We start from the raw sequence: 24,955 nt of genomic DNA, 5'->3' as shown, positions 1-24,955 counted from the left end.
TAAGAGCCTCGCCAACGGCGCAAAAAACCACTGCAACGTTGAGCGCATTACGGTGTTAATCCGTAGTCGGAAAGATTATCCAGCAGCCCGATCAGAGAGAAGAACAGCGCCGTTTGCCGAGGATCGCGCCAGCCATCGGCAAAGTCCGCCATCAGCCACAGGACTTCGTCGAGAAACAGATGCTCTACCGCCTGATGCCAGCTTTGCACTTCGCCGGCCGTCAACGCGACAGACTCACCGTACCCCGTCAAAAACAGCCGCCATTCCCGTACGGTGAACACGCGGTCGGGTGCCGAGTCCAGTGCGTTGTGGAACAGCAGCAGGACCAGCGCCAGATCGAACACGCGCGGCAAAAACAGCGCGTTGTCGGGGTCGATCAGCACTGGCCTATCCTGCGCGACATAAATCAGATTATCGGCTTTAAAGTCATAGGGCGTTTCCACGCAAGGGAGACCCCGTGCGCTAAGCGCCGTCTGCCGCCCGGCAATCTGCAGCATACGCGTTTTTAGCGCCTCGATGTCGAGCGTCAGCCCCTGGCTTGCCGCATGACTGGCGATCTCGTCCAGATCCGCCGAGATATCGTCTTCAGTCAGTGCATACTCGTCATAAACCGCCAGCCCGGCGTTATTGTCTGCCGAAGATAACGCGTGGATCCTTCCCAACAGCCTGCCCGCCGCGATAATCTGCTCATCGCGGCCCGCATATTTTTCTCCCGCCACAAAGGGATAAACCACCCACATACTGCCCGCTATCTCTTGCGGACAGGCCGTCGGCGCCACGACGTCAACGCCCTGACGACGCAACGCGGTGAGATACGCCGCCAGCGCCTGGGCTTCGCCCGACGTCGGACGGGTGCGCTTCAGGACGTGCTCCCCTATCTTATAAACCGGCGCATAGGGATAAAGACTGAGCGGCGGCTGCGCGGTATCCAGCGCGAACCGACCGGCAATCGCGATGATATCCCCCCCTTCACCCCCATCATCAATAAATCGCGCCGGGCGGTAACCGTGAGGAATGGCGGGATTAACGCCGTGCAACAGCTCGTCGCTGACCAGCCGACCCAACGTCGGAGCGCACATCACGGCCGGATGCATCACCGCCACATAGAGACAGGTGGCGCCCAGCGGCCCGAGGATGGGATAACCGTCGCGCGGCCTGGGGCGCAGCCCCACCGAACACGCCTGCAGTTGCAATGGCGCCGAGCCGTGCAGGCGGTTTTGAATCGCCGATCGCGCGTCCTCTTCCACGCGTTTGACATCGCCGCCCGCAGGATAATCCTCCGCCGCGAGCAGATCGCCATTTTGCGCATGACGCGCTTCGATGTCGTCGCCCGCAATCAGCGTGTTCACCGCCTGCGCCGCCGCGTGATAGCGCAACAAAATTGCCGGCGACGCCTCGATCGGCAACGAGAATTCGCTGCCGTCCAGCAGCGCCGAGATCCCCGTACCGCAGGCGAGCACTACCCGTTCGGCGGCGATCGCGCCCTCCTCGGTAACGATGCCGGTTATCTGACCACCGGCCTCGCGCAGAAATCCGCTGACCGCACGTCCCAGAAGCAACTCGCCGCCCAACGCGCCTACCCGTTCGAGCAACCGCTGTGTCACTTCTTGCGGATCGACCGCGCCATCGCGCGCCGCAAAATAGGCCTGGCTATCGGGCAGCCCGAGCGCCGGCTCCAGCGCCATCACCTCGGCGGAGGACAGACGCCGATTGTCGGGGTTTTGCGTCGCCGGCGCCTGACCATAGCTGAGCGCGCCGGACCAATTCACCCACAATTCCGGGATCTCCTGCGTCAGCCGCACCCAGTCAGCCACGATCTCGCGCCGCAGAAACGCATCGGGAGCGCCCTCTGGCACGCCTTCGCTGATCCAGCCGAACGAGCTGCCTGTGGCCCCCGCCGCGGGATGCGCCTGCTCAACGACGATAACGCGCTGCCCCTGACGCGCGAGATGATAGGCGATCGATGCCCCGACAATCCCGGCGCCCACGATAACAATGCGTGATGATGTTCCATTCATTTAATGATGTCCGTACCTCATTTCAAATGTTGTCGCCAAAGCAAGCAGGCCGCCAGACAGGCTACCCCGCCGCCGCAGGCCAATACGGCATAAGACGCGCCCCAACTGTGGGTGGTATCCATCACCACGCCAAAGGAGAAAGGGGCGAACGAACCGATGCCGAACCCCAGCAACGATCGCCAGCCCATCACGCTGCCGAGCTGTTGCGGCGGTACGTTGTCCGCCATCGCGGCCGACAGCACGCCGGAGTCGCCGAGAATAAAGAAACTGCCGATGCTGACGAGCAGCAGCGTCCAGCCCGGCCCCCAGTTCGCCGACCCTCCCATCAGCAGCGAACCCAACGCGCCGGCGGCGCCCATAAACATCAGCACCGACGCGCGATTGAAATAGTCGGAAACGGTGCCGACAATCAGCGTGGCGATCATGCCGGCCAGGTGGATCACCGCCGCGACGATCAATCCGGCGCTGAGCGGATCCAGAGAGAAACCGCTCAACGCCTCGCTGACCAGGCTGGGCGCCCAGGCCCAGTTGCCGAGCAGTTCCCAGCTGTGGGCGATATACCCGATCAGCAACAGCAGGGTCGCATAGGTGATAGCATAGCTCTCACGTTTCGTCTTCCTCCCAAGCGTGCGCGGCTGCGGTTCCCGATAACCGACCAGGGCCAACGATCCCGCCAGCGCTCCCAGTAACGCACCGGCGGCGCACAGAGAAAACGCCACGCCGGCGCCCCAGCGCATGGCGCTCCAACCGGCGATGAAAACCGACAGAAAATACCCCAACGAACTGGCCGCCAGCACCATGCCGATGGCATAACCGCGCCGCGCCGGACCGTTCATCCCCATCGCCAACAGCAGCGCCGGCGTATAAGCCCCGCCCTGCGTCAAACCGACGAAGGCCATCAACACCAACGCACTGAGATAAGAATGGGCAAATACGGCGAACAGCATCAACGCAGCGGCGCCCAGCCAGGAGAACAGCAGATAAACCCGGCGGGCGCCCAACGAATCACACCACCAGGAGGCCACCAGCAACGCCAGGGCGTTGGTCAGGCTGAACACCGTCTGCACCGTGCCGGCGGAAGCGGCCTCGAGCTGCCACTCACTCCTGATGGTCGGCAGCGCGCCGGCGAACATCATGGTGCCCAGACACAGACCCGCCCTGCTCAAGCAAAGCAGATAAAAAGCCCGCATTTCAGCGCCGCCTCCCTGCCAACCGCAGGGGGAGAATAACGCCATTAACACGCATGACCGATAGCCAAAAGATCCGCATCATAAACTCAGCAATCAGAAGGAGATGCCTCATCATAGTGAGCAAAATCAAAGGCTGACAAACGATCTTTCTTCCCCCATTTGGTTGAGCTAGACTCAACCTATGAAAAAAATCCACTCCCTGCCGCACCTGTCCGCTTTCGAAGCCGCCGCCCGTCTCGGCAGCTTCAGCGCCGCTGCGGATGAGCTGTTTCTCACCACCGGCGCGGTCAGCCGCCATATTCGCAGTCTCGAAGCACAGCTGGGGATCACGCTGTTTTATCGCGGACACAAATCCGTGCGGCTGACGCAGGCCGGTGAGAACTTTTCCCGCACCGCGTCCCGGGTCATCGGCGAACTGTTTGCTGCGGAGAGCGCGCTGAAAGCGAGCGCCGGCCAGCAGCGGCTGGTGGTGCACAGCCTGCCGACGTTCACCATGCACTGGCTGATGCCGAAGCTGGCGGCATTCAATGAGCGTCATCCGGGGGTCGCGATTGATATCACCACCGGCATCGGCGCCGTCGATCGCAATACGCCGTTTGACGTGGCGATCCGGCGCGATCCCGCGCACTTCTCCGGGCTGAAAGCGATCCCTTTCCTGCAGGAAGACAGCCTGCTGGTCTGCAGCCAGAGCTATCTGCACGCCAGACCGGTCATTGCGCCGGACACGCTTGGCGAGCATACCGCCATCCGCATCCGTGCCCGGGAAGATTTGTGGCGCAGCTGGCTGAATGCTTATCCGACGGCGCTGGACGCTTCGCCGCCGCCGCTTACGCTCGATCATACCTTCGCCGCCATTCAGGCGGCCGAAGACGGCCTGGGGCTGGCCGTTGTGCCTTATTTGTTCTGCGCCAAACACCTGTCGTCCGGCCGGCTGGTGTCGCCTTTCCCGGCGTTGACTATCCGAACCGGCGTCTATTCTCTGCTGCTGCGCGACCGGGACGATGACGTCGTGAGAACATTCGCCGCCTGGCTGCGCACTTACCAGGCCTGACCGGGTGACGACATTGACGGACAGTCATGGCCTGCGCCTGGGTGAGAATCGCCGGCGATTTCCGGTTGGCGCGCCATGAGCGGCGCTGCCTCAGGCATTTCGCCGCTGCTGCCCGTGAATGTCGACGAGCGCGCACAGCTTTTCCAACGTCACCGCCGGTGAAAAATAGAAGCCCTGTACGACATCGCACCGATACTCGGTCAGGTAGTGGAGTGACTCCAGGTCTTCCACCCCTTCCGCCAAGACTTCATAGTTGAGTTTATGCAGCATATCGATGATGCTTTGCACGATGATGCGGCTTTCCGCATCGCTCTTCAGCAGTCTTATCAGGAAGGCGTCCAGTTTGACGACGTCGGCGGGGATATGGCGCAGATAGTTTAAATTGCTGTAGCCGGCGCCGAAATCATCCAGCGCGATGCGATGCCCGTTGGCCTTGAGCGCATGCAGACAGGCCAACGCCGCGCTGCTTTCCTGAATGCGTTGCGACTCCAGGCACTCTATCTCAATGTCCCCCGCCTGCAGCCCGCGCCGGGTGATGGCTTCATTCAACCGCGCCGCAAAGTGCCGCTCGGCCAGATTGCCGGCCGTCACGTTGATCGAGATGGGAAACGCGATCCCCGCTTCACGCATCAACAACAACTGTTCAATCGACTGCGCGATGACAAACTCGGTCAACGGTTTGATCAGCGAGGTATTTTCCACCAGCGGAATGAACTCCCCCGCCGGGATCGCCCCCCAACGTTCATGCAGCCAACGCAGCAATGCTTCCGCGCCGACGATCCTGCCGCTCGCCAAATCAATCTGCGGTTGGTATTCCAAAAATAGCCCGCGATTATTTTCCTTCAGACTCTGCGCCAACTCATTAAAAATATTGAAATTATGCTTGCGCGCCGCATCCTTCGGCTCGCTATAGAGGGAGACGGCTCGCCCCTCGTCGATCGAATCATGCAGCGCGCTGGTCGCCTGGCGCAAAATCTCGGGAGGATCGGCATGCGGCGCGGAAAACAACGCATAACCGGCATTAAGCTCCAGGCGCAGCGGCACGGCGCCTCTCACTTCGTGATGCAAACGGTCGGCGCAACGCAACAGATCGCGCTTCGCCTGCGGCATGTGCTGCGCCTCGATAATGACGGCGAAACGTCCGGGCGCGATGCTGTACAGCATGCGCTCACTGAGAAACGTCTCTTTCAGGAAATGGCTGATATCCCCCAGCAGTAACTCTACCGTAGACAGGCCGAAAGAACGCGCCATCTCGTAGGCGTATTGGATATCTATCGTATCGAACAGCAATAACGCGTATTTGCCCGTGTCCGGTAAATTGCCGAGTTCCCCCATCAGCCGCTGTCGATTGGGCAAGCGAGTGATGGCATCGACCAGGCCGATCTCACTCTGCGCTTCGATCAGCTCGCCGACGATGGTGGCCATGCTGCGCAGCAGTTCGACCTGACGGCGAGTCAGATGCTTTGGCTGCGAACCCACGAGGCAGAACGCGCCGATCGTATAGCCTTCGCGGGTGCACAGCGGGATGGCGGCGCAGTGGCGGATCGCCGCGGCGCCGTTGACCATGGGATCCGAGGCAAAGCGTTCATCCGCATGGGTGTCCGGACAAATCAACGCCTCGCCGCTCAGACGAACGAAATTGAACAAGGGGCTGACGAAATCGATCTCCTCGAACCCGACGTCAATGTGCTCGCGGATCCAAATCTTGCGCGTTCCGTGCAGGTAAATGAGGCAGCCCTCGGCCTGTAACAGCTTGCGGGTTATCGTCAGCACCTGATGGATCGCGTCGTCATGGCCGGCGCCCAACCCCGCCAGCGCATCGATGGCCGCCAGGCGCTCGTCTTCGTTCTTACTGAGATGTCGTAACATTGGCTCATAGCTCACAGATGGCGTAAGTGCCTTTGCCGGCGGATTTCGCCTGATACATCGCGCCGTCGGCGCTGGCCAGCAGCATTTCCGGCGTCACGTCCCCACTCGCAGAGATAGCGGCGCCAATACTGGCGGACAGGCAGACCTTCTGCTGACCGATCTGCGAAATACCGGCCAGCTCCGCCAACACCTTTTCGCAAAACGCGCTGACCTCAGGCCGCGGCGCTGTCAGCGGCCACAGGATCACCGTGAACTCGTCGCCGGCCAGGCGCGAGACGCTGTGCCGTTCGTCGGCGCAAGCGCTGAGCAATTTGGCGAACGTCTTCAGGATCAGATCGCCGAAGTCATGGCCGTAACTGTCGTTCATGCCCTTAAAACCATCGAGATCGATGAACAACAGGGCCATCTGCCGCTGATGACAGCAGGCTTGCAACGTGCCCGACAACCGGCGCAGAAATGCGCGTCGGTTGGTCAACCCGGTCAGCATGTCGTGCGTGGCGTCATATTCCAATCGTTGCTGCAGTCGCTTCAACTCGGTGATATCCATGGAGAGAATGTAAAAGCCCTGAGCCTCGCACGGCACCAGCGTGGTATGGATCATCAGCAGCCCCTGCTGGGTCTGCAATTCGTTTTCGAAGCTGACCATTTCGCCCGCCAAAGCCCGCGCGATCATCGGCCGGGCCATCTGATACACGCTTTCCCCCATGAACTCGCGCACCGTCATGCCCTGCAGGCTGGCCTCTTCCAGACCAAACCAGGTCTTATAGGCGCTATTGGCGAACAGGTAGCGTTCATTGGCGTCGATTTGGCTGATTAACGCCGGCATATTGTCGGTAATGGCGCGCAGGCGTTCTTTTTCCGCACTGAGCTGAGATTCGGCGAGCACCCGGGTTTCTATCTCTTCGTTAAGCTGTTTGACCACCACGTTAAGCTCATGCGTACGAATTTCGACGCGTTCTTCCAGCTCATGCTGCAAGGCATACAGGTCGGCCTCCGCCGCCTTGCGCTCGCTGATATCGACGATGACCGAGATGAAATGATCCGGCTTGCCGTTCGGCAGCCGATTCAGCGCCACCGTCAGTTCCACCCATACGATCGTGCCATCGGCGCGGAAATAGCGTTTCTCCAGCGAGTAGGTGTCGATCTCGTTTCTCAGCAACTGCTGCAGTTTTTCCAGATCGGTGTTGAGATCGAGCGGATAGGTAATGTCCTGAAAGGTGCGATCCATCAGCTCGCGCTCGGAGTATTGCAGCATTTCACAGATGCGCGGATTGACCCGCAGCCAATACCCCTGCAGCGAAACCAGTGCCATGCCCACCGCCGCCTGAGAGAAAGTCTGTTCGAATAACGCCTCCGTGCGCTGCAGATCGGATTTCAGGTTTTCGGTATAGACGTTGCGTTCGATGCTCTGCAGATACTCTTCCACCACCGCGGCGAAGTCACGCAGGTCGGCCAGTTTATCTTGAGGAAACGGCTGCGGGTGACTGTCGATAATGCATAGCGTGCCGAGCGGCAACCCGTCGAGGGACAGCAGCTGTTGCCCGACGTAGAAGCCGATGCGCGGGCCACCAACCACCAGTGGGTTATCGAAAAAGCGCGGATCCTGCGCGGTATCGGGCACCACCAGCGCTTCGCGTTGCAGAATGGCATGGCCGCAGAACGAGATGTTGCGCGGCGTTTCCCGGACATCCAGGCCATAGCGTGATAAAAACCATTGACGATCGCGGTCGATCAGTGACACCAGCGCAATGGTGACGCCGAAATATTTCGCAGCTAGCCGCGTGATGCGATCCAGCTTTTCTACTGAGTTCGAATCCAGCACGTTCAGCGAATCCAATACCGACAGGCGTTCGGCTTCGTTTTCGGGGAAGCATGGCTCGAGCATGTTGACTCCCATTGTGACACCCACGGATCCGGTGCAGCCGGCCGGCGTGATTCCGTTCAGCCTATCCGTCGGTTAGCGGCAAATATCCTTGTCCATCATAGACTCACTCAGTATCAATCCGATTATGCATTCTCGCCAGCTTTGCCGGGCGTTGCGTTTGCCACCGCGCTGCGCTACAGTCGTTCACAAGGTGATGGTGTTCCACCTTTCCCAACCGCCGCGTTCGCTCGAACCGGATGATGACGCCTGATATACAACTTCGCTTTATTTTTTAGGCAGGTATGTCAGGAGTCGCTATGAATGAAATCTCACGTATTACCCCTTTTCCGTCCCAGCCTGATCTCGCCGTGCGGGAAATGCCGCTGTACGTTTTCGGCCATAAAAATCCCGACAGCGACAGTATCTGCAGCGCGCTGGTGGTCGCGGACTGGCTCAATCACCTCGGCAAACCGGCCGTCGCTTTCCGCCTTGGCGAATTGACGCCGGAAACCCGCTACATACTGGCCGCCGCCGGCGTACAAGCGCCTGCGCTGCTGACAGACGATCTCCGTGACCGCAAAGTCTGGCTGGTGGATTTTACCGACGTCGAACAAGGGCCGGCCTCATTGCCCGACAGCGATGTGGTCGGCGTTATCGATCATCACCGGCTGGGCACGTTAGTCACCCGCAACCCGCCCGATGTCTGGATCCGCGCCGTTGGCTGTTGCGCCACCGTGATCCTGTCCATACTGACGTCAGATGCGCCGATGCCGCTTTCTTCCGCCCAGGCCACGCTGCTGCTGGGCGCGATTTTGAGCGATACCGTTGCGCTGAGCGCACCGACCACCACCGAACAGGATCGGGTGGCGGTCGCGCGGTTATGCGCAATCTCTCACGTTGACTATGACGCCTTCACCGCCGGATTGCTTGCCGCCAAAACCGATCTTTCGGGGCAATCCGCCCCGCAGTTGCTGCACCGTGACGCCAAGAATTACCGCATCCATAGCGTCTCGCTGCTGCTGTCGCAGATAGAAGTGCGGGCTATGAGCGATATCGATCCGCTGTTGCCCGCGCTGCAACAGGCGCTCGAGCAGGCTAAGCAGGAGGCCGGGCTGGAGATGGCCGCGCTGCTGGTTACCGATATCACCCGCCACCGCTCTACCCTGTATTTCTCGTCGAACCGGGTGCTGGCCATTCGGCAGGTGTCGCTGCCCGGCATGACGAGCCGGAAAAAAGAGGTTTTACCGTGGTTAACCCTACAGATTGCTAACGCAGGGAGATAAGTCATGTCGCTCTATCAACATGCTTTACTGCTGGTGCAGGATGAACGCGACGGCCGGCTGCTGTTACGCCATGCCGAACGCCTCAATCAGCAGATGAATACGCGCATTACCGTGGCGCACATCAGCGCCGGCTATGCCGAGCTGGACTACCTCAGCGATGCACAAACCAAAGATCGCCAGTCCAGCGAGGTGATCGCTGCCAAAGCCATGCTCAGCCGGCTGGTGGAAGACTGCACAATCCCCCTGGAGGTGCGCGCAATTGTCAGTATTCACCGCTTCGAAGACATCGAGGCCCTGATTGCCCGTGAAGGCGTCGATCTGTTGCTGCTCGGCCATCAGAACCGTCCGTTCGGCGTCTTTGCCTCCTTCGGCTTCGAGTTCATTAACCATTTGTCGATCGACGTGCTGATAAAGCACGTGCCCACTCCCTAGAATGAGGTGATCATCCATGAGCTATGAAATTGAAAACGTAACCGCCAGAGAGATTCTGGATTCGCGCGGCAACCCCACCGTCGAAGTTGAAATGACTGCGGCGGGCGTCGTGGCACGGGCTTCGGTTCCCTCCGGCGCCAGCACCGGTTCACGCGAGGCGGTGGAACACCGCGACGGCGATCCGCACCGTTACGGCGGCAGAGGCGTACTGGAGGCGGTGCAAAGCGTCAAAACGGCGATCAATGAAGCGCTGCGCGGGGTAGATGTACGCCAACAAGGGGAGATTGACCGCCGGTTGATCGCACTGGACGGCAGCGAGAACAAGAGCCGATTGGGGGCCAACGCCCTGCTCGGTGTTTCTCTGGCCGCCGCCCGCCTCGCGGCGCAATTGTCGCAGCTGCCGCTGTATCGTTATCTGGGCGGTCTCGGCGCCAACCTGCTGCCGGTGCCCTGCATGAATATCATCAACGGCGGCGTGCATGCCCGCTGGCAAGGTGCGGACTTTCAGGAATTTATGATAGCGCCGCTGGGCGCGCCGTCGCTGCGCGAGGCCGTGCGCTGGGGCAGTGAAGTTTATCAGGCGCTGCGCCAAATTCTGTTGGAGAAAGGCCTGTCGGTCGGCGTTGGCGACGAAGGCGGTTTTGCGCCGGCGGTTGCCTCGAACCGGCAACCGCTGGAGCTGATCGTGCAGGCGATAGAGAAAGCCGGTTATCAACCGGGAGACGATATCGCCATTTGCATGGACCCGGCCTCGAGTGAATTCTATGCCAACGGCAAATACCGCCTGCGCAGCGAAAACGCTGAACTGGATGCCGAACAGATGACGGCCTATTACCAGCGGCTGGTGCAAGATTTTCCCATCGTGCTGATTGAAGACGGTTTGGCCGAGGACGACTGGGCGGGCTGGCGCATTCTCAGCGACGCCCTGGGCGATCAGGTGGAACTGGTCGGTGACGATCTGTTCGTCACCAACGTGAAATACATCCAGCGCGGGATTGATGAAAGATTGGCCAATGCGGCGCTGATCAAGCTGAACCAGATTGGCACGCTGAGCGAAACTTTCGCCGCCGTGCAGCTTTGCCAGGCAAATGGCTGGGGCGCCTTTATCTCACACCGCAGCGGCGAAACCGTCGACAGCTTTATCGCCGATATGACGGTTGCGATGCGAGCTGGCCATGTGAAAACCGGCGCGCCGTGCCGCGGCGAGCGGATCGAAAAATACAATCAGCTGATGCGCATCGAAGACCAATTGGGCAGCGCGGCGGTATATGCCGGGCGCGCCGCCTTTAAACACCGTTAATCTTTGCAGGCCGGCCACGCACCGGCCTGTTTTTCATTTTTTGCGCGGCACAACCCCGCCACGCCGGATTCCAACAGAATGCGCCGCGTCGCCATCAACGTCTCACGCTGCTCGTTCAGCGTCGCCATCATCCGCTCGATTTCCGCCAGCCGGCTGTCGACGCCTTGTATCAAACCATCCTGATAGGCGCTGCCCTGCAGCGCCAATACCCCGCGGATCGCCTGCAGCGAGAACCCCAGATTCTGGCCGATTTGGATCAGATGCAGCCGCTCCAGCGCGCTTTCGCTATACACCCGATATCCGTTAACGCCGCGCACCGCTTTGGGCAGCAGACCCTGCTGTTCGTAGTAACGTATCGCCGAGGCGGCCATGCCGGCGCGCTCCGCCAACTCTCCGATTTTCATGCCCTATTGACCTTAAAGTTAACTTTAAACCTAGTATAGCGCCATTCCCCCTGCGACAGGAACGTACCCGATGTTTACCCCGCTGATTCTGCCCAACGGCAGTCGCTTACCCAACCGTTTGGCCAAAGCCGCGTTGGAAGAAAATCTGGCCGATGAAGGCCAACTGCCCGGCCCCGCGCTATGGCGTCTGTATCGCCACTGGGGTATCGGCGGCGCCGGCCTCATCATCACCGGCAACGTGATGATCGACGGACGCGCCATGACCGGCCCCGGCGGCGTGGTGCTGGAACAGGATACGCCGCTCGAGGCGTTCAAAACCTGGGCGGCGGCCTCGCGCCAGGAAGGCGCGCAGGTATGGATGCAGCTCAGCCACCCGGGCCGTCAGGTGATGGCCAACATGGGCGGCAACGCCTGGGCGCCCTCCGCCATTCCGATGGCGATGGGCAAGTACAGCAAGGCGTTCGCGCAGCCGGAAGCCATGAGCGAAGCGCAGATTGCCGAGGTGATCGCCCGCTTCGCCGCCAGCGCGCACGCCGCCGAAAAGGCCGGGTTTACCGGCGTGCAGATCCACGCGGCGCACGGCTACCTGATCTCCCAGTTTTTGTCGCCGTTGGCCAACCGGCGCAGCGATCGTTGGGGGGGCGAACTGGCGAATCGCGCCCGTCTGCTGCTGGAGGTGGTGCGCGCGGTGCGCCAGCGTGTCTCGCCAGACTTTTGCGTGGCGGTGAAGCTCAATTCAGCCGATTTTCAGCGCGGCGGCTTTTCGCCGGACGAGGCCCGACAGGTATTGTTGATGCTCAACGAACTGCCGGTCGATCTGGTGGAGTTGTCGGGCGGGAGTTATGAAAGCCCGGCGATGCAGGGGGAAGCCGCAGACGACAGCACCCTGGCGCGCGAAGCCTATTTTCTGACCTTCGCCCGCGATCTCGCCGCAGTAGCGCGCATGCCGGTGATGACCACCGGCGGCATCGCCCGCCCGTCGGTGGCGCAACGGGTGCTGAACAGCGGCGTCGCGGTGGTCGGCATCGCCACCGCCATGGCGGAAATTCCCGATCTGCCGCGCCGCTGGCAAACCGGTGAAGCCCCTCATGCGCTGCCCGAACCGGTAAAATGGCGCGACAAAACGCTGACGCTGCTCGCCCGCATGGCGCTGATCAAGCGCCGCATGCACGCTCTGAGCCGCGATCGGACGCGCAACGTGCGCTACTCCCCGCTGTGGTCGCTGCTCATCGATCGGTGGCGCACCCGCCGCACTCTGCGGCGCTATCATGCCTGGTTACGGCAACGTTAATGACCGCGGCGCCGGCAGACACGCCGGCGCCGCACAAAAATCCCGCTGTTTTGATCGCGCTACGTAAAATCTGCAAGAAATCACCACTCTGGATACTGCGCTTTTAACGCTCGACTGCTTATATTCATCACAAATTTTGTGTATATAACCGCTATAGGACTTAAGGTGGTGAATAGATGAAAATAAGCCGCTATTTTCTATTTATGTTATTAATCGGAAATTCACCTTAATAATAAATGCATTAAAGAAGCAGCCAAAGGAAAGCAGAAAAGGATTTTTACGCAATGTTAAAGAAATGTTGTTTTTTGCCGGCAAAACCAACGGTCAACAAATCAACAACATATTGATGAGCCTAAGAAAAAACTAAACAATTCAAAACAAAATCGGCTATTGAGTCCCAGGCGAAAAAGCCATATATTGGTCGCGCTTTTCACAAGGCAGTTACTTTTCTAATTCATTAATTCAATCGTTGCGTCTTGAGACCTTCGGTTGTAGGAGAGATATGATGACGGATAAAGTCCGTATTGATACTTTAGTTGCAAACTCATTAAACGGAAACAATGAAACCTATTTGGCGCGTCAAGCCGAATTTGAGTCGAATGTTAGGAGTTATCCGCGCAAATTGCCGTTGGCAATTGCGAAAGCCCAGGGCGTTTGGATCACTGATGTTGAGAATAATCAATATCTTGATTGCCTGGCCGGGGCGGGAACGTTGGCTCTTGGACATAATCACCCCGACGTCCTGCAAAGCATCCAAAATGTCATTACCAGCGGCTTGCCGTTACATACTCTCGATCTCACGACCCCGTTGAAAGATCGTTTCTCCGACTACCTGCTCTCTCTGTTGCCGGGCGAAGGCAAAAGGTACTGCCTGCAGTTCTGCGGCCCGTCCGGCGCCGATGCGGTGGAAGCCGCGCTGAAGCTGGCGAAAAAACACACCGGCCGTTCCGGCGTGATCAGCTTCTCCGGCGGCTACCACGGCATGACCCACGGCGCGCTGTCGGTCACCGGCAACCTGTCGCCGAAAGCGGCCATCAACGGCATGATGCCGGAAGTGCAATTCATGCCTTATCCGCATGAATACCGCTGCCCGCTGGGCATCGGCGGCGAAGCCGGCGTCAAGGCGCTGACCTACTACTTCGATAATCTGATTAACGACGTGGAAAGCGGCGTGCGTAAACCGGCGGCGGTGATCCTGGAAGCCGTTCAGGGCGAAGGCGGGGTTAACCCGGCCCCGGCCGAGTGGCTGCAGCGCATTCGCAAAGTGACGCAGGAACACGGCATTCTGCTGATCATCGACGAAGTTCAGGCCGGTTTCGCCCGTACGGGCAAGCTGTTCGCCTTCGAACACGCCGGCATCGAGCCGGACATCATCGTGATGTCGAAAGCGGTCGGCGGCGGCTTGCCGCTCGCGGTGCTGGGCATCAAAAAAGAGTTCGATGCCTGGGAACCGGGCCACCACACCGGCACCTTCCGCGGCAACCAGCTGGCGATGGCCACCGGCCTGACCACCCTGCAGTACCTGAAGGAGCATAAGGTCGCCGACAAAGTGGCCGCTCAAGGCGAATGGCTCAAAGGCAAGCTGGCCGAGCTGCAGAAACGTTATCCGGTGATCGGTCACGTCCGCGGTCTGGGCCTGATGATCGGCATCGAGATCGTCAAGCCGAACGAAGCGCAGGATCACATGGGCTGCTACCCGGCCGATGGCGAGCTGTCCGCGCTGCTGCAGAAAAAATGCTTCGAATCCGGCTTGATCCTGGAGCGCGGCGGGCGCAACGGCTGTGTGCTGCGCCTGTTGCCTTCCCTGCTGATCACCAATGATGAGCTGGGTATTTTCCTGGATAAATTTGAGCAGGCGCTGTTGGCCGCCGGCGTCAAGCCAGTCTGATTGGAGCGAATGACCGCGATGTCCAAGTTAAACCCGATTCTGGCTTCCTCGGCGCACAGCGCCGAGGCTTACCGCCAGGCGATCGCACAGAGCAGTGAAGCCGTCGTGCAGTGGCTGCAACAGCCCGAGATGTATCAGGGCAAAAGCGTTGCCGAACTGCGCGAGCGCATCCAGCTCGACTTTACCCCGCAAGGCCTGGGCAACCAGGCGGCGATCGAGCGCGCCATCGAGTACTTTTTGAAAGACAGCCTGTCGGTGCACCACCCGCAGTGCGTGGCGCACCTGCACTGCCCGAGCCTGGTGATTAGCCAGGCCGCTGAAGTGCTGATCAACGCCACCAACCAGAGCATGGACTCCTGGGATCAGAGCCCGTCGGCCACGCTGATCGAAATGAAGCTGATCGAGTGGCTGCGCGCCCAGGTCGGTTACCAGCCCGGCGACGCCGGGGTGTTCACCAGCGGCGGCACCCAGAGCAACCTGATGGGGCTGATGCTGGCGCGCGATGCATTCTTCGCGCATCAGGGCCACTCCGTGCAGCAGGACGGTCTGGTGGGCGATCTGCGCAAGCTGAAAGTGTTCTGTTCTGAAAACGCCCACTTCTCGGTGCAGAAGAACATGGCGCTGATGGGCCTCGGCTACCAGTCCGTCACGCTGGTGAAAACCGATCGCTTCGCCCGCATGGACGTGAACGATCTGGCGGAAAAACTGGCGCAGGCCAAGACTAACGGCGAGCAGGTGATGGCGATCGTCGCCACCGCCGGCACCACCGATGCCGGCGCGATCGACCCGCTGCGCGATATCGCGCGGCTGGCGGCGGAGCAGAAAATTTGGGTGCACGTGGATGCGGCCTGGGGCGGCGCGCTGCTGCTCTCCGAGCAGTACCGCGACTACCTGGACGGCCTGGAGCTGGTGGACTCCATCACTCTGGACTTCCATAAGCAGTTCTTCCAGACCATCAGCTGCGGCGCCTTCCTGCTGAAAGACGAGCGCCACTACGAGCTGATGCGCTATCAGGCTGCCTACCTGAACTCCGAATTCGACGAAGCGCAAGGCGTGCCGAATCTGGTCTCCAAATCGCTGCAGACCACCCGCCGCTTCGATGCGTTGAAGCTGTGGATGGGGCTGGAAGCGCTGGGGCAGAAGCAGTATGCCGAGATCATCGATCATGGCGTCTCGCTGGCGCAACAGGTGGCGCGTTACATCGCCGACCAGGAATCGCTGGAACTGGTGATGCAGCCGCAGCTGGCAAGCGTGCTGTTCCGCTACCGTCCGGCGCAGCTGGCGGCGAAAGGCGACGCGGCCGTCGCGCTGTTCAACCAGCGCATCGGTGATGCCTTGCTGGAGTCGGGCCGCGCCAACGTCGGCGTGACCGAGTTCGATGGCGTGACCTGCCTGAAGATGACGCTGCTGAACCCGATCGTGACGCTGGAAGACATCAAGCTGCTGCTGGCGCTGGTCGAGAAAACCGCGCAGCAGCTGCCGGCGTAACCCTCCGCCACTGCGCATTAAAAGCCGATAACCCCCAGGTTATCGGCTTTTTTATTGCCCATCAGAGAGCAAGTGACACAGCGCTTACGCTGATATACTGCAGTAAACGCCTTCTCTTATTTCCGGCGCCACAGGATAAACGCATGACCGACCCTGATTTCAACCTCCTGACCGCGCTCGACGCGCTGCTGTCGACGGGCAGCGTTGCCGGCGCGGCGCGACGTCTCGGTTTAAGCGCCTCGGCGATGAGCCGCACCCTCAGCCGACTGCGCACGGCCACCGGCGATCCGCTGTTGGTGCGCGCCGGGCGTCATATGGTGCTGACGCCTTATGCCGAAACGCTGCGCGAACGGGCGCGAAACGCGGCATTCGAAGCTCGGGCGCTGCTGCGTCCGACGCCGAACGCGCTGGATCCCGCCACGCTCGACCGGACCTTTACGCTGCGCGCCAACGACGGCTTCGTCGAGGCCTTCGGCCCGGCGCTGATCGCCGCCGCTGCGCAACAGGCGCCACGGGCGCGGTTGCGCTTTGCGCCCAAGCCGGAGAAAAGCGACCGCCCCCTGCGTGAAGGCCTGGTCGATCTGGAGATTGGCGTGCTGGGCGAAATGGGGCCGGAAATCCGCCTGCAGGCGCTGTTTCGCGACCGCTTCGTCGGCGTGATGAGAAGCGCGCACCCGCTGGCGCAGCGGCCCAAGATAGGCGCCGCCGAGTACGCCGCCTGCGGCCACGTGGTGGCCTCGCGCAGCGGGCGCATTCTCGGGCCGGTAGACGCCGCGTTGGCGGAGCTGGGGCTGACGCGCCAGATTGCCGCCGTGGTGCCGAGCTTTCCGGCCGCGCTGGCGGTGGCGCAAGCCTCAGACCTGCTGGCGCTGTTACCCGCCTCCTTTCTGCATGCTCATCCGGACGACGGCCCGCTGCGCATGTTCGAGCTGCCGGTGAAAACGCCGCCCATTACCGTCTCGCAAATGTGGCACCCGCGCCTGGACGCTGAAGCGGAGCACCGCTGGCTGCGGCAGTTGGTGTTGGCCGTCTGCCGTCAACGGGCGTAGGCACTGCGCTCATCAAGTGACAATGTCACCAAACATTCCCTTACGGCGCCGCTCGCCCGTTTAAATCGGCCAGATAGGCGCAAAACATGTCCGCCATCGCGTCGGCATAAGCCACAATTTCCGCATCGCTGCGCGGCGTTTCGGAGAATTGCTTGCCCGCCGCCCCCAACGTGCCGACGATCAGATCGCCCGCCAACCGACGAGTGAACGGCGGCACATCAGGCAACGCTTCGCACATGAAAACCTGCACGATACCCTTGCCGGTCGCCTTCACCGCCTGTGCCTCCGGCGCATCTCGGTAAAGCGGCGCCGCATCATTCAACGCTACGCGCATCTGCGCTTCTTCACATTCCGAACGGATAAATGCCTGCGCCAGCAACCGCAGGCGCTCGTACGGCGTTTTCTCGCGGTCGGCCAAAATACGGCTCAGCATATCGGTGGTCTGTCGCCATTCGTCGCTCTGCAAACGAAACAGGATTGCCGCCTTGTTGGGGAAATACTGATAAAGCGACCCGACGCTGACGCCGGCACGTTCAGCCACTCTGGCGGTAGTGAAACGTGCCGCCCCCTCCTGCGCCAAAACCTGAATAGCAGCGGTCAGAATGGCGGAAACCAGTTCGGCAGATCGCGCCTGTTGTGGTTGTTTTCTCGAGGAAATTTGCTTACTGCGGCGTTCAGTCATAGCGGACGGCCAATGCGAATAGAGGAATACGAATAGTTCGTCATATTATAGCGGCATGCGCTAACGCGCTCCATTTACGACAGGAAATTAGCCATGAGTACCCTGACCACTGCCCCCTTAGCGCCGCTGCTAAGCCGCCTGTTTCAACAGGCATCCCGCCGCTCGCCGGCGCTTGCCGCCCTGTTCCGCGACGTGCCGGACGCAGAGCAAAGCCGGCTGATGCAGAGCAAAACCGAGTATCGCGAACTCTACCACCGCCTGAAGGATTTCCCGCTGGCCGTGTCGCCGGCAACCGGCGCATTGCTGTATATGTTGGCGCGCGGTTGCCGGGCGCAAAACATCGTCGAATTCGGCACGTCGTTCGGCATTTCTACTCTGCACCTGGCCGCCGCACTGCGCGATAATGGCGGCGGCCGATTGATTACCTGCGAGTTTGAACCGAGCAAAGCGGTGCAGGCGCGCAACAACCTGACTGAAGGCGGCGTCGTCGATCTGGTGGAGATCCGCGTCGGCGACGCCCTGGAAACGCTGCGCGACGATCTGCCGGCCACGGTCGATCTGCTGTTGCTCGACGGCGCCAAGGGACTTTACCCCGATATCCTCGCGCTGCTGGAAAATCGTCTGCGCCCCGGCGCGCTGATCGTCGCCGATAACGCCGATGACAGCCCAGATTATCTGGCGCGCGTGCGTTCTCCGGCGTCGGGTTATCTCTCCACGCCGTTCGCGGATGACGTCGAGCTGTCGATACGCCTTTTATAAAAAATTCCAATACAGTTTGGAATTACCAGTAAGTTAGAGAACGGAAGTATTGACTCCTCCAACTGATAAGTTATGAAATAAAATTCATCAGATTTATAACACCCAATTTATCCGTCAGGAGCTCCTGGCGGATAAATTAAATCTATTTTAAACTATTCTTGATAGCTTCTATTTAATGATGGATTTTAGTCATAAAACCTTCTTAAGCTGGTTAGTTTCTCGCCCTCTTTTAGATCGATTTTGAAGTCAAATTCACCACAATCAGGTGACTTTCTAGAGGGATTATTCCAGGCTCCAGGGCTTTCGGCATCAAAAAAAATAACATCTTGAACACCAATGCGAGAAAATATTCTTTTAACTCTTTCCATATACTCTTTATCTTCGCGAAAAACAGAAACCGCCACCCTAGATAATTCAGCTTTTTTTATTTGCTCAATGATATGCTGATCTTGCTGTCCAATACTCCAACCATATATAACCAATTTAGATTCCAGATTGGGTAGAACCTCATAAAACACCCTATCTAAATAACTGCTATTTGATATTGACCTAACTTTATCATCTTGTCGCCCCTCACAGACGAATACTGGAATAAAGGCATTTTTTTCCCAGCAGGATAAAATTTCGTTCAAAAGATCATGGGTGTAAAGATCAGGCCTGGTTATTATTTTTCTGGTCAAAAAGTCCTCTCTATGAAGGACTAGATTACCATGAGGATAAAAAAACAGTGTAGCCCCCGACGCCTCACCAATTGGCTCGAGGTATTTCTCCCAATCCTCATCCAGATAATAAGGAGTAAAGCAATCCTTGAACCATCGTCCTAGTTCATGATTGCCAAGCATTGCCGCCCAATATACGATAAGGTCATAATTAAGTGATGCTACAGTTTTAAATAACCTCATGAAATTATAAATACTTGGTAGATGCGGAAGCGCCTCGCTGTAAGAGATGTGAATATCACGGAGTGTTCTTATCAATGCATCTCTAATGTTTATATATGCTGAATCTATTAATGTGCAGTCAATATTCAAAACCTGATTAACTTGCTTAGCTTGCAATAGGTTTCGCAAGACAAATTCAAAATCATTTGCTTTGAAACTTTTGAATACACTGACTGAAAAGGCATTGAGATAATCACGGTGTTGTGCTTCTAGATATAACGAATCGTAATTAAATGAGTCTGATACGGCAATGCTTGCGCCATTACCTAAAATCAGACTGCCCGATAAAAAATGTTGCTCTATATCTTCCCATTTGTTGATCTTTTCCATTTCCATCCTTAGATACCACGATTTTTCAATGCAGATTTAGGTGTTAAGGGAGAGTTTTGAGAAATGTATTCCCATTCAATTCTCAAAACTTTAAGCTTTATGTCTAGCGCATCATCATCGAGCTTATCTTTTTTTGCGTGCAGATTTTCCAATTGTCGCCTTAGCTTTCCATAGTTTCCTGCCGCCGCACGATGTAATTCAGCTTTTTCTGAAAAGCGTCCAAATGAAACAAGTCCGGACAATGCTGCAGAAAGAATACTCATAGTGACTAGCATGAATTTCCACCATCCCTGCGCATCGAAGAAAAGGCATCCAGTAACAATCGTGGAACTCAGGATTAGGGCATACCCTGTTAGATCTGCTTTATTGTACAATTTTTCCGAACATACATAATGTCCTCGTTGCGCATTATATAAACGTTCATGCCAATCACTCATGAGTTCTATACGATTCTTGTAATCGTTCAGCTCCAGTCTATTCAAAGCCCCTCCCTAGTCAAAAAATTGAAATATGCAATTTTAACTATAAGCAGTAAAATTAAATCCCTTCGATGGGAAAGTTTAAAAATTTGACAACGACGTTTTAAATATTGCCATGGAGCTCACTTAAAGAAAAGTTTTTACCAGTCAATTTTAGGCCTGATTGGTATCCAGTAAATCGCGAATGCTTGTTAACCATCATCCAATCAGGGAATATACGTGCATGATGCCTGACACAGTGAAACGCCCATGACGCTTCCCCCCCTTTGGCCGGTGTTCGACGGCCATAACGACCTGCTGCTCAACCTGTGGCTGCAGCATGACGACGATCCGGCCACCGCCTTCTATTCCCGCGTCACGCCGGGCCACCTCGATTTCGCCCGCATGCGGCGCGGCGGATTTTTCGGCGGGCTGTTCGCGGTATTTATTCCCCCGGTCAGCTATATCGCCCAGATGCGCCACCAAACGCAGGACGAGGCGCAGGCCACCTTCGATCCGCTGGCGATCGCCGAACGGCAAATCGCCATCCTGCAGCAGCTGGAGCAGGCTTCTCAGGGGCAACTGCGCATCTGTCGCACCGCCACCGAGATAGAACAGTGTCGTCTCAACCGACAAATCGCCGCGGTGCTGCATATTGAAGGCGCCGGCATGATCGATGCGGAGCTGACGCAGCTGGCGGCCTTCTACCGGCTGGGCGTGCGCAGCATCGGGCCCTTCTGGAATCTGCCGAACGCCTTCGGCACCGGCGTCAGCGGGCCGTTCCCCGGATCACCCGATACCGGCCCCGGCCTGACGCCGGCCGGTGAAGCGCTGATCCGCGCCTGCAACCAGCGCCGCATCATGATTGACGTCTCGCACATGAACGAGAAAACCTTCTGGCAAACCGCCGCGTTGAGCACCGCACCGCTGGTCGCCACCCATTCCAATGCCCACGCCCTCTGCCCGCAGCCGCGCAACCTGACCGACGCGCAGCTGGACGCTATCGCCCAGAGCGACGGTATGGTCGGCGTCAATTTCGGCACCGCCTTCCTGCGGGCTGACGGAAAACGTGACAGTGCAACGACCGGCTTAACAGAAATTGTTAAACACGTTGAGTATTTGATCGCTAAACTTGGTGAAGATCGCGTGGGATTTGGCTCTGATTTTGACGGGGTTAACGTACCGCAACCGTTGGAGGACGCCGCAGGCCTGCCGCGCCTGACGCAAGCGCTCAAGCAGGCGGGGTTTGACGACCGGCTGCTGGAGAAGCTGACCTGGCGCAACTGGCTGAACGTGCTCTCCGCCACCTGGGGTGAATAACCCGGTTACGCTTTAACGGTTGCGATCTCCGTCACATTTCGTCAACATTGAGCCAGCCGAATGCGAATTTTTCTCATTGGCTTCGAACTATCACGATGCATGCAAAGGAGCACCGCTATGACTACCTGGACCAAACCTGAGTTTGTTGACCTGCGTCTGGGGCTGGAAGTGACGCTGTACATTTCCAACCGTTAATCGCCTGTCTGCCCGCCTTTCGCGCGGGCATTTCTTTCCTTCTTTTTCTGGTTCAGACATGCAGATAAAAGTTCTCGGCTCGGCAGCGGGCGGCGGCTTTCCCCAGTGGAATTGCAACTGCGACAACTGCCGGGGCGTTCGCAGCCACAGCATCAACGCCACGCGCCGCACGCAGTCTTCCATCGCCGTCAGCGACGACGGTAAAAACTGGGTGCTGTGCAACGTTTCCCCGGACATTTGCCATCAGCTGCTGGCCTCGCCCGAATTGAACAATCCCGACGTGCTGCGCGGCACCGGCATCGGCGCGATCGTGCTGACCGACAGCCAGATCGATCACAGCGCGGGCTTGCTCAATTTGCGTGAGGGCTGCCCGCATCAGGTCTGGTGCACCCCCGAAGTGCACGACGATCTCAGCACCGGTTTCCCTGTGTTTCCCATGCTCTCTCACTGGAACGGCGGGTTAATCCATCACCCTGTGACGCCCGGCGAACCGTTCCACACGGCGGTCTGCCCAAACGTGCGCTTCACCGCCATTCCGCTGCTCAGCAACGCGCCGCCCTATTCGCCGTACCGCGATCGCCCGCTGCCGGGCCACAACGTGGCGCTGTTTATCGAAGATACCCCGCGCGGGGTCGGTCTGCTGTACGCGCCGGGCCTGGGTGAGCCGGACGAGGCTTTGATGCCCTGGCTGCGCCGGGCGGATTGCCTGCTGATCGACGGCACGCTCTGGCGCGACAACGAGCTGGCCAACGCCGGCGTGGGGCGCAATACCGGCAAAGACATGGGGCATCTGGCGCTGGCGGAAGAGCACGGGCTGGCTGCCCTGCTCAGTACCTTGCCCGCCAAACGCAAGATCTTGATCCACATTAACAATACCAACCCGATCCTCAATGAAGACTCCGCGGAACGGCAGAGCCTGAGCGCCGCCGGCATCGAAGTGAGCTGGGACGGCATGAATATCGAACTGTAGGGAATCGGCATGACGCAACCACTCCCCCTGACTCCGCAGGCATTTGAAGCGGCACTGCGCGCCAAAGGCGCTTATTATCATATCCACCACCCGTATCACATCGCGATGCACAACGGCGAAGCGACCCGTGAGCAGATCCAGGGCTGGGTGGCCAACCGTTTCTACTATCAGACCAGCATTCCGATCAAGGATGCGGCGATCATGGCCAACTGCCCGCAGCCGGAAACCCGTCGCAAATGGGTGCAGCGCATTCTGGATCACGACGGTTACGGCGGCAGCGAAGGCGGCATCGAGGCCTGGCTGCGCCTCGGCGAGGCGGTTGGGCTGCAGCGCGACGCCCTGCTATCCGAGCAGCTGGTGCTGCCCGGCGTGCGTTTCGCGGTGGATGCCTACGTCAACTTCGCGCGCCGCGCCTGTTGGCAGGAAGCGGCCTGCAGCTCGCTGACCGAATTGTTTGCGCCGCAGATCCACCAGTCGCGCCTCGACAGCTGGCCGCAGCACTACCCGTGGATTGACGCCGCCGGCTACGACTATTTCCGCAGTCGCCTCGGCCAGGCCAACCGCGACGTGGAGCACGGGCTGGCGCTGGCGCTGGACTATTGCGATACCGTTGAAAAACAGCAGCGCATGCTGGAAATCCTGCAGTTCAAGCTGGATATTTTGTGGAGCATGCTGGACGCCATGAGCATGGCCTATACCCTGAACCACCCGCCTTACCACAGCGTGACCACAGCGCGGGTCTGGCACAATCAGAGGCTGGTGTAATGACACTGAATCCTGAACACACCCCCGTCTTCCGCCGCGGCTACCGCCTGCAATGGGAGCAGGTGCAAAACAGCCACGTGATCCTCTACCCGGAAGGCATGGCCAAACTGAACGACAGCGCCGCCGCCATCCTGCAGCTGGTTGACGGCAACACCACGCTGAACGGCATCATCGCGCAGCTGAACGCCCGCTTCCCCGGCGCCGAGGGGCTGGCGGACGACGTGCTGGTGTTTTTCCAGCGCGCCTACGAACAAAAATGGGTGACCTTCCGTGACTGAGCCACGCGCGCCGGCGGTAAATCCGCCGCTCTGGCTGCTGGCGGAGCTAACCTATCGCTGCCCGCTGCAGTGCCCCTATTGCTCCAACCCGCTCGACTTTGCCGCGCAGGAAAAAGAGCTGACGACCGAGCAATGGATCGCGGTGTTTCGCCAGGCGCGGGCGATGGGCAGCGTACAGCTCGGTTTCTCCGGCGGCGAGCCGTTGGTGCGTAAAGACCTGCCCGAGCTGATCGCCGCCGCGCGCGATCTCGGGTTTTACACCAACCTGATCACCTCCGGCATCGGCCTGACCGAGAAAAAGCTGCAGACCTTCGCCGACGCCGGGCTGGATCATATTCAGATCAGTTTTCAGGCCAGCGACGAAACGCTGAACGCCGCGCTGGCGGGCTCCGCCAAGGCGTTTCAGCAGAAGCTGGCGATGGCCAAGGTGGTCAAGGCGCTCGGCTATCCGATGGTGCTTAACTTCGTCTTGCATCGCCATAATATCGGCCAGATCGACCGCATCATCGAACTGGCGATCCAGCTGGATGCCGACGACGTCGAGCTGGCGACCTGCCAGTTCTACGGCTGGGCGCACCTGAACCGTGAAGGCCTGCTGCCGACCCGCGAACAGATCGCCGATGCTGAAGCCGTGGTGAAACGCTATCGCGAGCGCATGGCTGCCGACGGCAAGCTGGCCAACCTGCTGTTCGTCACGCCGGATTACTATGAGGAACGCCCCAAAGGCTGCATGGGCGGTTGGGGGGCTATTTTCATGAGCGTGACGCCGGAAGGCATGGCGTTACCCTGTCACAGCGCCCGCCAGTTGCCGATCGCCTTTCCGTCGGTGCTGGAGCACGATCTGCAGCATATCTGGTATCACTCCTTCGGCTTTAACCGCTATCGCGGCTATGACTGGATGCCTGAGCCCTGCCGTTCCTGTTCGGAGAAAGAGAAAGACTACGGCGGCTGCCGCTGCCAGGCGTTCATGCTGACCGGCGACGCCGACAACGCCGATCCGGTGTGCGGCAAGTCGCCGCACCATGGCACCATTCTGGCGGCGCGTGAAGCGGCGAATCGCTCGCAGATCGGCATCGATCAGCTGCGTTTTCGCAATCAGACCAACTCCCGATTGATCTTCAAGGGCTGAC

Annotated in this window: 23 protein-coding genes and 1 riboswitch; of the genes, 15 read left to right on the top strand and 8 right to left on the bottom strand. The window is 59.0% G+C overall.

The features are described 5' to 3' along the window. Positions 1 to 47: 47 nt before the first annotated feature. Both CPH57_RS24560 and CPH57_RS08515 read right to left on the bottom strand, forming a co-directional pair. Positions 48 to 2,018: an FAD-dependent oxidoreductase gene (locus tag CPH57_RS24560; protein WP_162997224.1), complete on the bottom strand. Its 1,971-nt coding sequence runs from the start codon at positions 2,016 to 2,018 to the stop codon at positions 48 to 50. Between the two features lie 17 nt (positions 2,019 to 2,035). After that, a complete protein-coding gene (locus CPH57_RS08515; protein ID WP_231922826.1) occupies positions 2,036 to 3,184 on the bottom strand; it encodes a nitrate/nitrite transporter in 1,149 nt (382 codons plus the stop codon). A 205-nt stretch (positions 3,185 to 3,389) separates the two neighbouring features. Here CPH57_RS08515 and CPH57_RS08510 point away from each other — a divergent pair, with 205 nt between their 5' ends. Continuing rightward, positions 3,390 to 4,259, top strand: coding sequence for a LysR substrate-binding domain-containing protein (locus CPH57_RS08510; protein ID WP_096242251.1), 870 nt, complete (start codon positions 3,390 to 3,392; stop codon positions 4,257 to 4,259). Between the two features lie 90 nt (positions 4,260 to 4,349). On the opposite strand, the gene CPH57_RS08505 is transcribed toward CPH57_RS08510, so the two are convergent. Beyond that, positions 4,350 to 6,128, bottom strand: coding sequence for a sensor domain-containing phosphodiesterase (locus CPH57_RS08505; RefSeq protein WP_096242250.1), 1,779 nt, complete (start codon positions 6,126 to 6,128; stop codon positions 4,350 to 4,352). A 4-nt stretch (positions 6,129 to 6,132) separates the two neighbouring features. Beyond that, positions 6,133 to 8,013 carry a diguanylate cyclase domain-containing protein gene (locus tag CPH57_RS08500; RefSeq protein ID WP_096242249.1) on the bottom strand — a complete coding sequence of 627 codons (1,881 nt, stop codon included), beginning with the start codon at positions 8,011 to 8,013 and terminating at the stop codon, positions 6,133 to 6,135. Between the two features lie 180 nt (positions 8,014 to 8,193). Next, positions 8,194 to 8,269: riboswitch (Fluoride riboswitch) on the top strand. Between the two features lie 40 nt (positions 8,270 to 8,309). On the opposite strand from CPH57_RS08500, the gene CPH57_RS08495 reads away from it, so the two are divergent. The 3 genes from CPH57_RS08495 to eno are packed head-to-tail and all read left to right on the top strand — an operon-like array spanning position 8,310 to position 11,007. After that, the gene (locus tag CPH57_RS08495; RefSeq protein ID WP_096242248.1) at positions 8,310 to 9,275 is read left to right on the top strand and encodes a DHHA2 domain-containing protein; all 966 of its coding nucleotides are present in this window, start codon (positions 8,310 to 8,312) and stop codon (positions 9,273 to 9,275) included. 3 nt (positions 9,276 to 9,278) lie between these two features. Beyond that, the gene (locus tag CPH57_RS08490) at positions 9,279 to 9,707 is read left to right on the top strand and encodes a universal stress protein (protein WP_096242247.1); all 429 of its coding nucleotides are present in this window, start codon (positions 9,279 to 9,281) and stop codon (positions 9,705 to 9,707) included. Between the two features lie 16 nt (positions 9,708 to 9,723). Further along, complete coding sequence (eno, locus tag CPH57_RS08485) at positions 9,724 to 11,007, top strand: phosphopyruvate hydratase (protein WP_033643073.1); 1,284 nt, start codon at positions 9,724 to 9,726, stop codon at positions 11,005 to 11,007. Here eno and CPH57_RS08480 read toward each other — a convergent pair. Further along, complete coding sequence (locus CPH57_RS08480) at positions 11,004 to 11,411, bottom strand: MerR family transcriptional regulator (protein WP_025302831.1); 408 nt, start codon at positions 11,409 to 11,411, stop codon at positions 11,004 to 11,006. The genes eno and CPH57_RS08480 overlap by 4 nt on opposite strands. 70 nt (positions 11,412 to 11,481) lie before the next feature. Here CPH57_RS08480 and CPH57_RS08475 point away from each other — a divergent pair, with 70 nt between their 5' ends. The 4 genes from CPH57_RS08475 to CPH57_RS08460 all read left to right on the top strand — a co-directional run bounded on the left by CPH57_RS08475 (position 11,482) and on the right by CPH57_RS08460 (position 17,127). Beyond that, a complete protein-coding gene (locus tag CPH57_RS08475; RefSeq protein WP_096242246.1) occupies positions 11,482 to 12,702 on the top strand; it encodes an NADH:flavin oxidoreductase/NADH oxidase family protein in 1,221 nt (406 codons plus the stop codon). A gap of 505 nt (positions 12,703 to 13,207) precedes the next feature. Continuing rightward, a complete protein-coding gene (locus CPH57_RS08470; RefSeq protein ID WP_096242245.1) occupies positions 13,208 to 14,590 on the top strand; it encodes a diaminobutyrate--2-oxoglutarate transaminase in 1,383 nt (460 codons plus the stop codon). Between the two features lie 18 nt (positions 14,591 to 14,608). Next, positions 14,609 to 16,078: an aspartate aminotransferase family protein gene (locus tag CPH57_RS08465; RefSeq protein WP_046688476.1), complete on the top strand. Its 1,470-nt coding sequence runs from the start codon at positions 14,609 to 14,611 to the stop codon at positions 16,076 to 16,078. A 143-nt stretch (positions 16,079 to 16,221) separates the two neighbouring features. Further along, the gene (locus CPH57_RS08460) at positions 16,222 to 17,127 is read left to right on the top strand and encodes a LysR family transcriptional regulator (protein WP_047026114.1); all 906 of its coding nucleotides are present in this window, start codon (positions 16,222 to 16,224) and stop codon (positions 17,125 to 17,127) included. A gap of 40 nt (positions 17,128 to 17,167) precedes the next feature. Here CPH57_RS08460 and CPH57_RS08455 read toward each other — a convergent pair whose 3' ends face one another. Continuing rightward, positions 17,168 to 17,809, bottom strand: a complete 642-nt coding sequence (locus CPH57_RS08455) for a TetR family transcriptional regulator (protein WP_069100359.1) — start codon at positions 17,807 to 17,809, stop codon at positions 17,168 to 17,170. Positions 17,810 to 17,902: 93 nt separating this feature from the next. On the opposite strand from CPH57_RS08455, the gene CPH57_RS08450 reads away from it, so the two are divergent. Beyond that, positions 17,903 to 18,568, top strand: a complete 666-nt coding sequence (locus CPH57_RS08450; protein WP_096242244.1) for an O-methyltransferase — start codon at positions 17,903 to 17,905, stop codon at positions 18,566 to 18,568. A 185-nt stretch (positions 18,569 to 18,753) separates the two neighbouring features. On the opposite strand, the gene CPH57_RS08445 is transcribed toward CPH57_RS08450, so the two are convergent. Together CPH57_RS08445 and CPH57_RS24310 are read right to left on the bottom strand one after the other, a co-directional pair. Beyond that, positions 18,754 to 19,839 (bottom strand): DUF4917 family protein, encoded by a 1,086-nt coding sequence (locus tag CPH57_RS08445; protein ID WP_096242243.1) that lies wholly within the window; start codon positions 19,837 to 19,839, stop codon positions 18,754 to 18,756. A gap of 8 nt (positions 19,840 to 19,847) precedes the next feature. Next, a complete protein-coding gene (locus CPH57_RS24310) occupies positions 19,848 to 20,321 on the bottom strand; it encodes an SLATT domain-containing protein (protein ID WP_122003826.1) in 474 nt (157 codons plus the stop codon). A gap of 246 nt (positions 20,322 to 20,567) precedes the next feature. Between CPH57_RS24310 and CPH57_RS08440 the strand changes: the two genes are divergently transcribed. The 6 genes from CPH57_RS08440 to pqqE all read left to right on the top strand — a co-directional run bounded on the left by CPH57_RS08440 (position 20,568) and on the right by pqqE (position 24,954). Next, entirely contained in the window at positions 20,568 to 21,617 is a 1,050-nt protein-coding gene (locus CPH57_RS08440) for a dipeptidase (RefSeq protein ID WP_033643062.1), read from the top strand. A gap of 117 nt (positions 21,618 to 21,734) precedes the next feature. Continuing rightward, complete coding sequence (gene pqqA / locus CPH57_RS08435) at positions 21,735 to 21,812, top strand: pyrroloquinoline quinone precursor peptide PqqA (protein ID WP_004937827.1); 78 nt, start codon at positions 21,735 to 21,737, stop codon at positions 21,810 to 21,812. Between the two features lie 58 nt (positions 21,813 to 21,870). Beyond that, positions 21,871 to 22,782, top strand: coding sequence for a pyrroloquinoline quinone biosynthesis protein PqqB (gene pqqB, locus CPH57_RS08430; RefSeq protein WP_096242242.1), 912 nt, complete (start codon positions 21,871 to 21,873; stop codon positions 22,780 to 22,782). A 9-nt stretch (positions 22,783 to 22,791) separates the two neighbouring features. Then, positions 22,792 to 23,547, top strand: a complete 756-nt coding sequence (pqqC, locus tag CPH57_RS08425) for a pyrroloquinoline-quinone synthase PqqC (RefSeq protein ID WP_096242241.1) — start codon at positions 22,792 to 22,794, stop codon at positions 23,545 to 23,547. Further along, positions 23,547 to 23,825 (top strand): pyrroloquinoline quinone biosynthesis peptide chaperone PqqD, encoded by a 279-nt coding sequence (gene pqqD, locus CPH57_RS08420; RefSeq protein ID WP_096242240.1) that lies wholly within the window; start codon positions 23,547 to 23,549, stop codon positions 23,823 to 23,825. Before pqqC ends, pqqD begins: the two co-directional genes overlap by 1 nt. Further along, positions 23,818 to 24,954, top strand: coding sequence for a pyrroloquinoline quinone biosynthesis protein PqqE (gene pqqE, locus CPH57_RS08415; RefSeq protein WP_096242239.1), 1,137 nt, complete (start codon positions 23,818 to 23,820; stop codon positions 24,952 to 24,954). The genes pqqD and pqqE overlap by 8 nt, the downstream gene beginning before the upstream one ends. Position 24,955 lies beyond the last annotated feature (1 nt).

It is taken from the genome of Serratia sp. JKS000199 (assembly GCF_900215455.1).
GTDB classification, from domain to species: domain Bacteria; phylum Pseudomonadota; class Gammaproteobacteria; order Enterobacterales; family Enterobacteriaceae; genus Serratia; species Serratia ureilytica.
Note: the sequence above shows the minus strand (reverse complement) of the source record. Positions and strands in the feature narration are given on the sequence as shown.

Coding starts and splice junctions, on each gene's coding strand:
- pqqB (WP_096242242.1), top strand. CDS start 21,871: ATGCAGATAAAAGTTCTCGGCTCGGCAGCGGGCGGCGGCTTTCCCCAG.
- CPH57_RS08450 (WP_096242244.1), top strand. CDS start 17,903: ATGAGTACCCTGACCACTGCCCCCTTAGCGCCGCTGCTAAGCCGCCTG.
- CPH57_RS08475 (WP_096242246.1), top strand. CDS start 11,482: ATGTTTACCCCGCTGATTCTGCCCAACGGCAGTCGCTTACCCAACCGT.
- CPH57_RS24560 (WP_162997224.1), bottom strand. CDS start 2,018: ATGAATGGAACATCATCACGCATTGTTATCGTGGGCGCCGGGATTGTC.
- CPH57_RS08490 (WP_096242247.1), top strand. CDS start 9,279: ATGTCGCTCTATCAACATGCTTTACTGCTGGTGCAGGATGAACGCGAC.
- CPH57_RS08455 (WP_069100359.1), bottom strand. CDS start 17,809: ATGACTGAACGCCGCAGTAAGCAAATTTCCTCGAGAAAACAACCACAA.
- CPH57_RS08505 (WP_096242250.1), bottom strand. CDS start 6,128: ATGTTACGACATCTCAGTAAGAACGAAGACGAGCGCCTGGCGGCCATC.
- CPH57_RS08465 (WP_046688476.1), top strand. CDS start 14,609: ATGTCCAAGTTAAACCCGATTCTGGCTTCCTCGGCGCACAGCGCCGAG.
- CPH57_RS08480 (WP_025302831.1), bottom strand. CDS start 11,411: ATGAAAATCGGAGAGTTGGCGGAGCGCGCCGGCATGGCCGCCTCGGCG.
- CPH57_RS08460 (WP_047026114.1), top strand. CDS start 16,222: ATGACCGACCCTGATTTCAACCTCCTGACCGCGCTCGACGCGCTGCTG.
- pqqC (WP_096242241.1), top strand. CDS start 22,792: ATGACGCAACCACTCCCCCTGACTCCGCAGGCATTTGAAGCGGCACTG.
- CPH57_RS08510 (WP_096242251.1), top strand. CDS start 3,390: ATGAAAAAAATCCACTCCCTGCCGCACCTGTCCGCTTTCGAAGCCGCC.
- CPH57_RS08470 (WP_096242245.1), top strand. CDS start 13,208: ATGACGGATAAAGTCCGTATTGATACTTTAGTTGCAAACTCATTAAAC.
- pqqD (WP_096242240.1), top strand. CDS start 23,547: ATGACACTGAATCCTGAACACACCCCCGTCTTCCGCCGCGGCTACCGC.
- CPH57_RS08445 (WP_096242243.1), bottom strand. CDS start 19,839: ATGGAAAAGATCAACAAATGGGAAGATATAGAGCAACATTTTTTATCG.
- CPH57_RS08500 (WP_096242249.1), bottom strand. CDS start 8,013: ATGCTCGAGCCATGCTTCCCCGAAAACGAAGCCGAACGCCTGTCGGTA.
- pqqA (WP_004937827.1), top strand. CDS start 21,735: ATGACTACCTGGACCAAACCTGAGTTTGTTGACCTGCGTCTGGGGCTG.
- CPH57_RS08495 (WP_096242248.1), top strand. CDS start 8,310: ATGAATGAAATCTCACGTATTACCCCTTTTCCGTCCCAGCCTGATCTC.
- eno (WP_033643073.1), top strand. CDS start 9,724: ATGAGCTATGAAATTGAAAACGTAACCGCCAGAGAGATTCTGGATTCG.
- CPH57_RS08440 (WP_033643062.1), top strand. CDS start 20,568: ATGACGCTTCCCCCCCTTTGGCCGGTGTTCGACGGCCATAACGACCTG.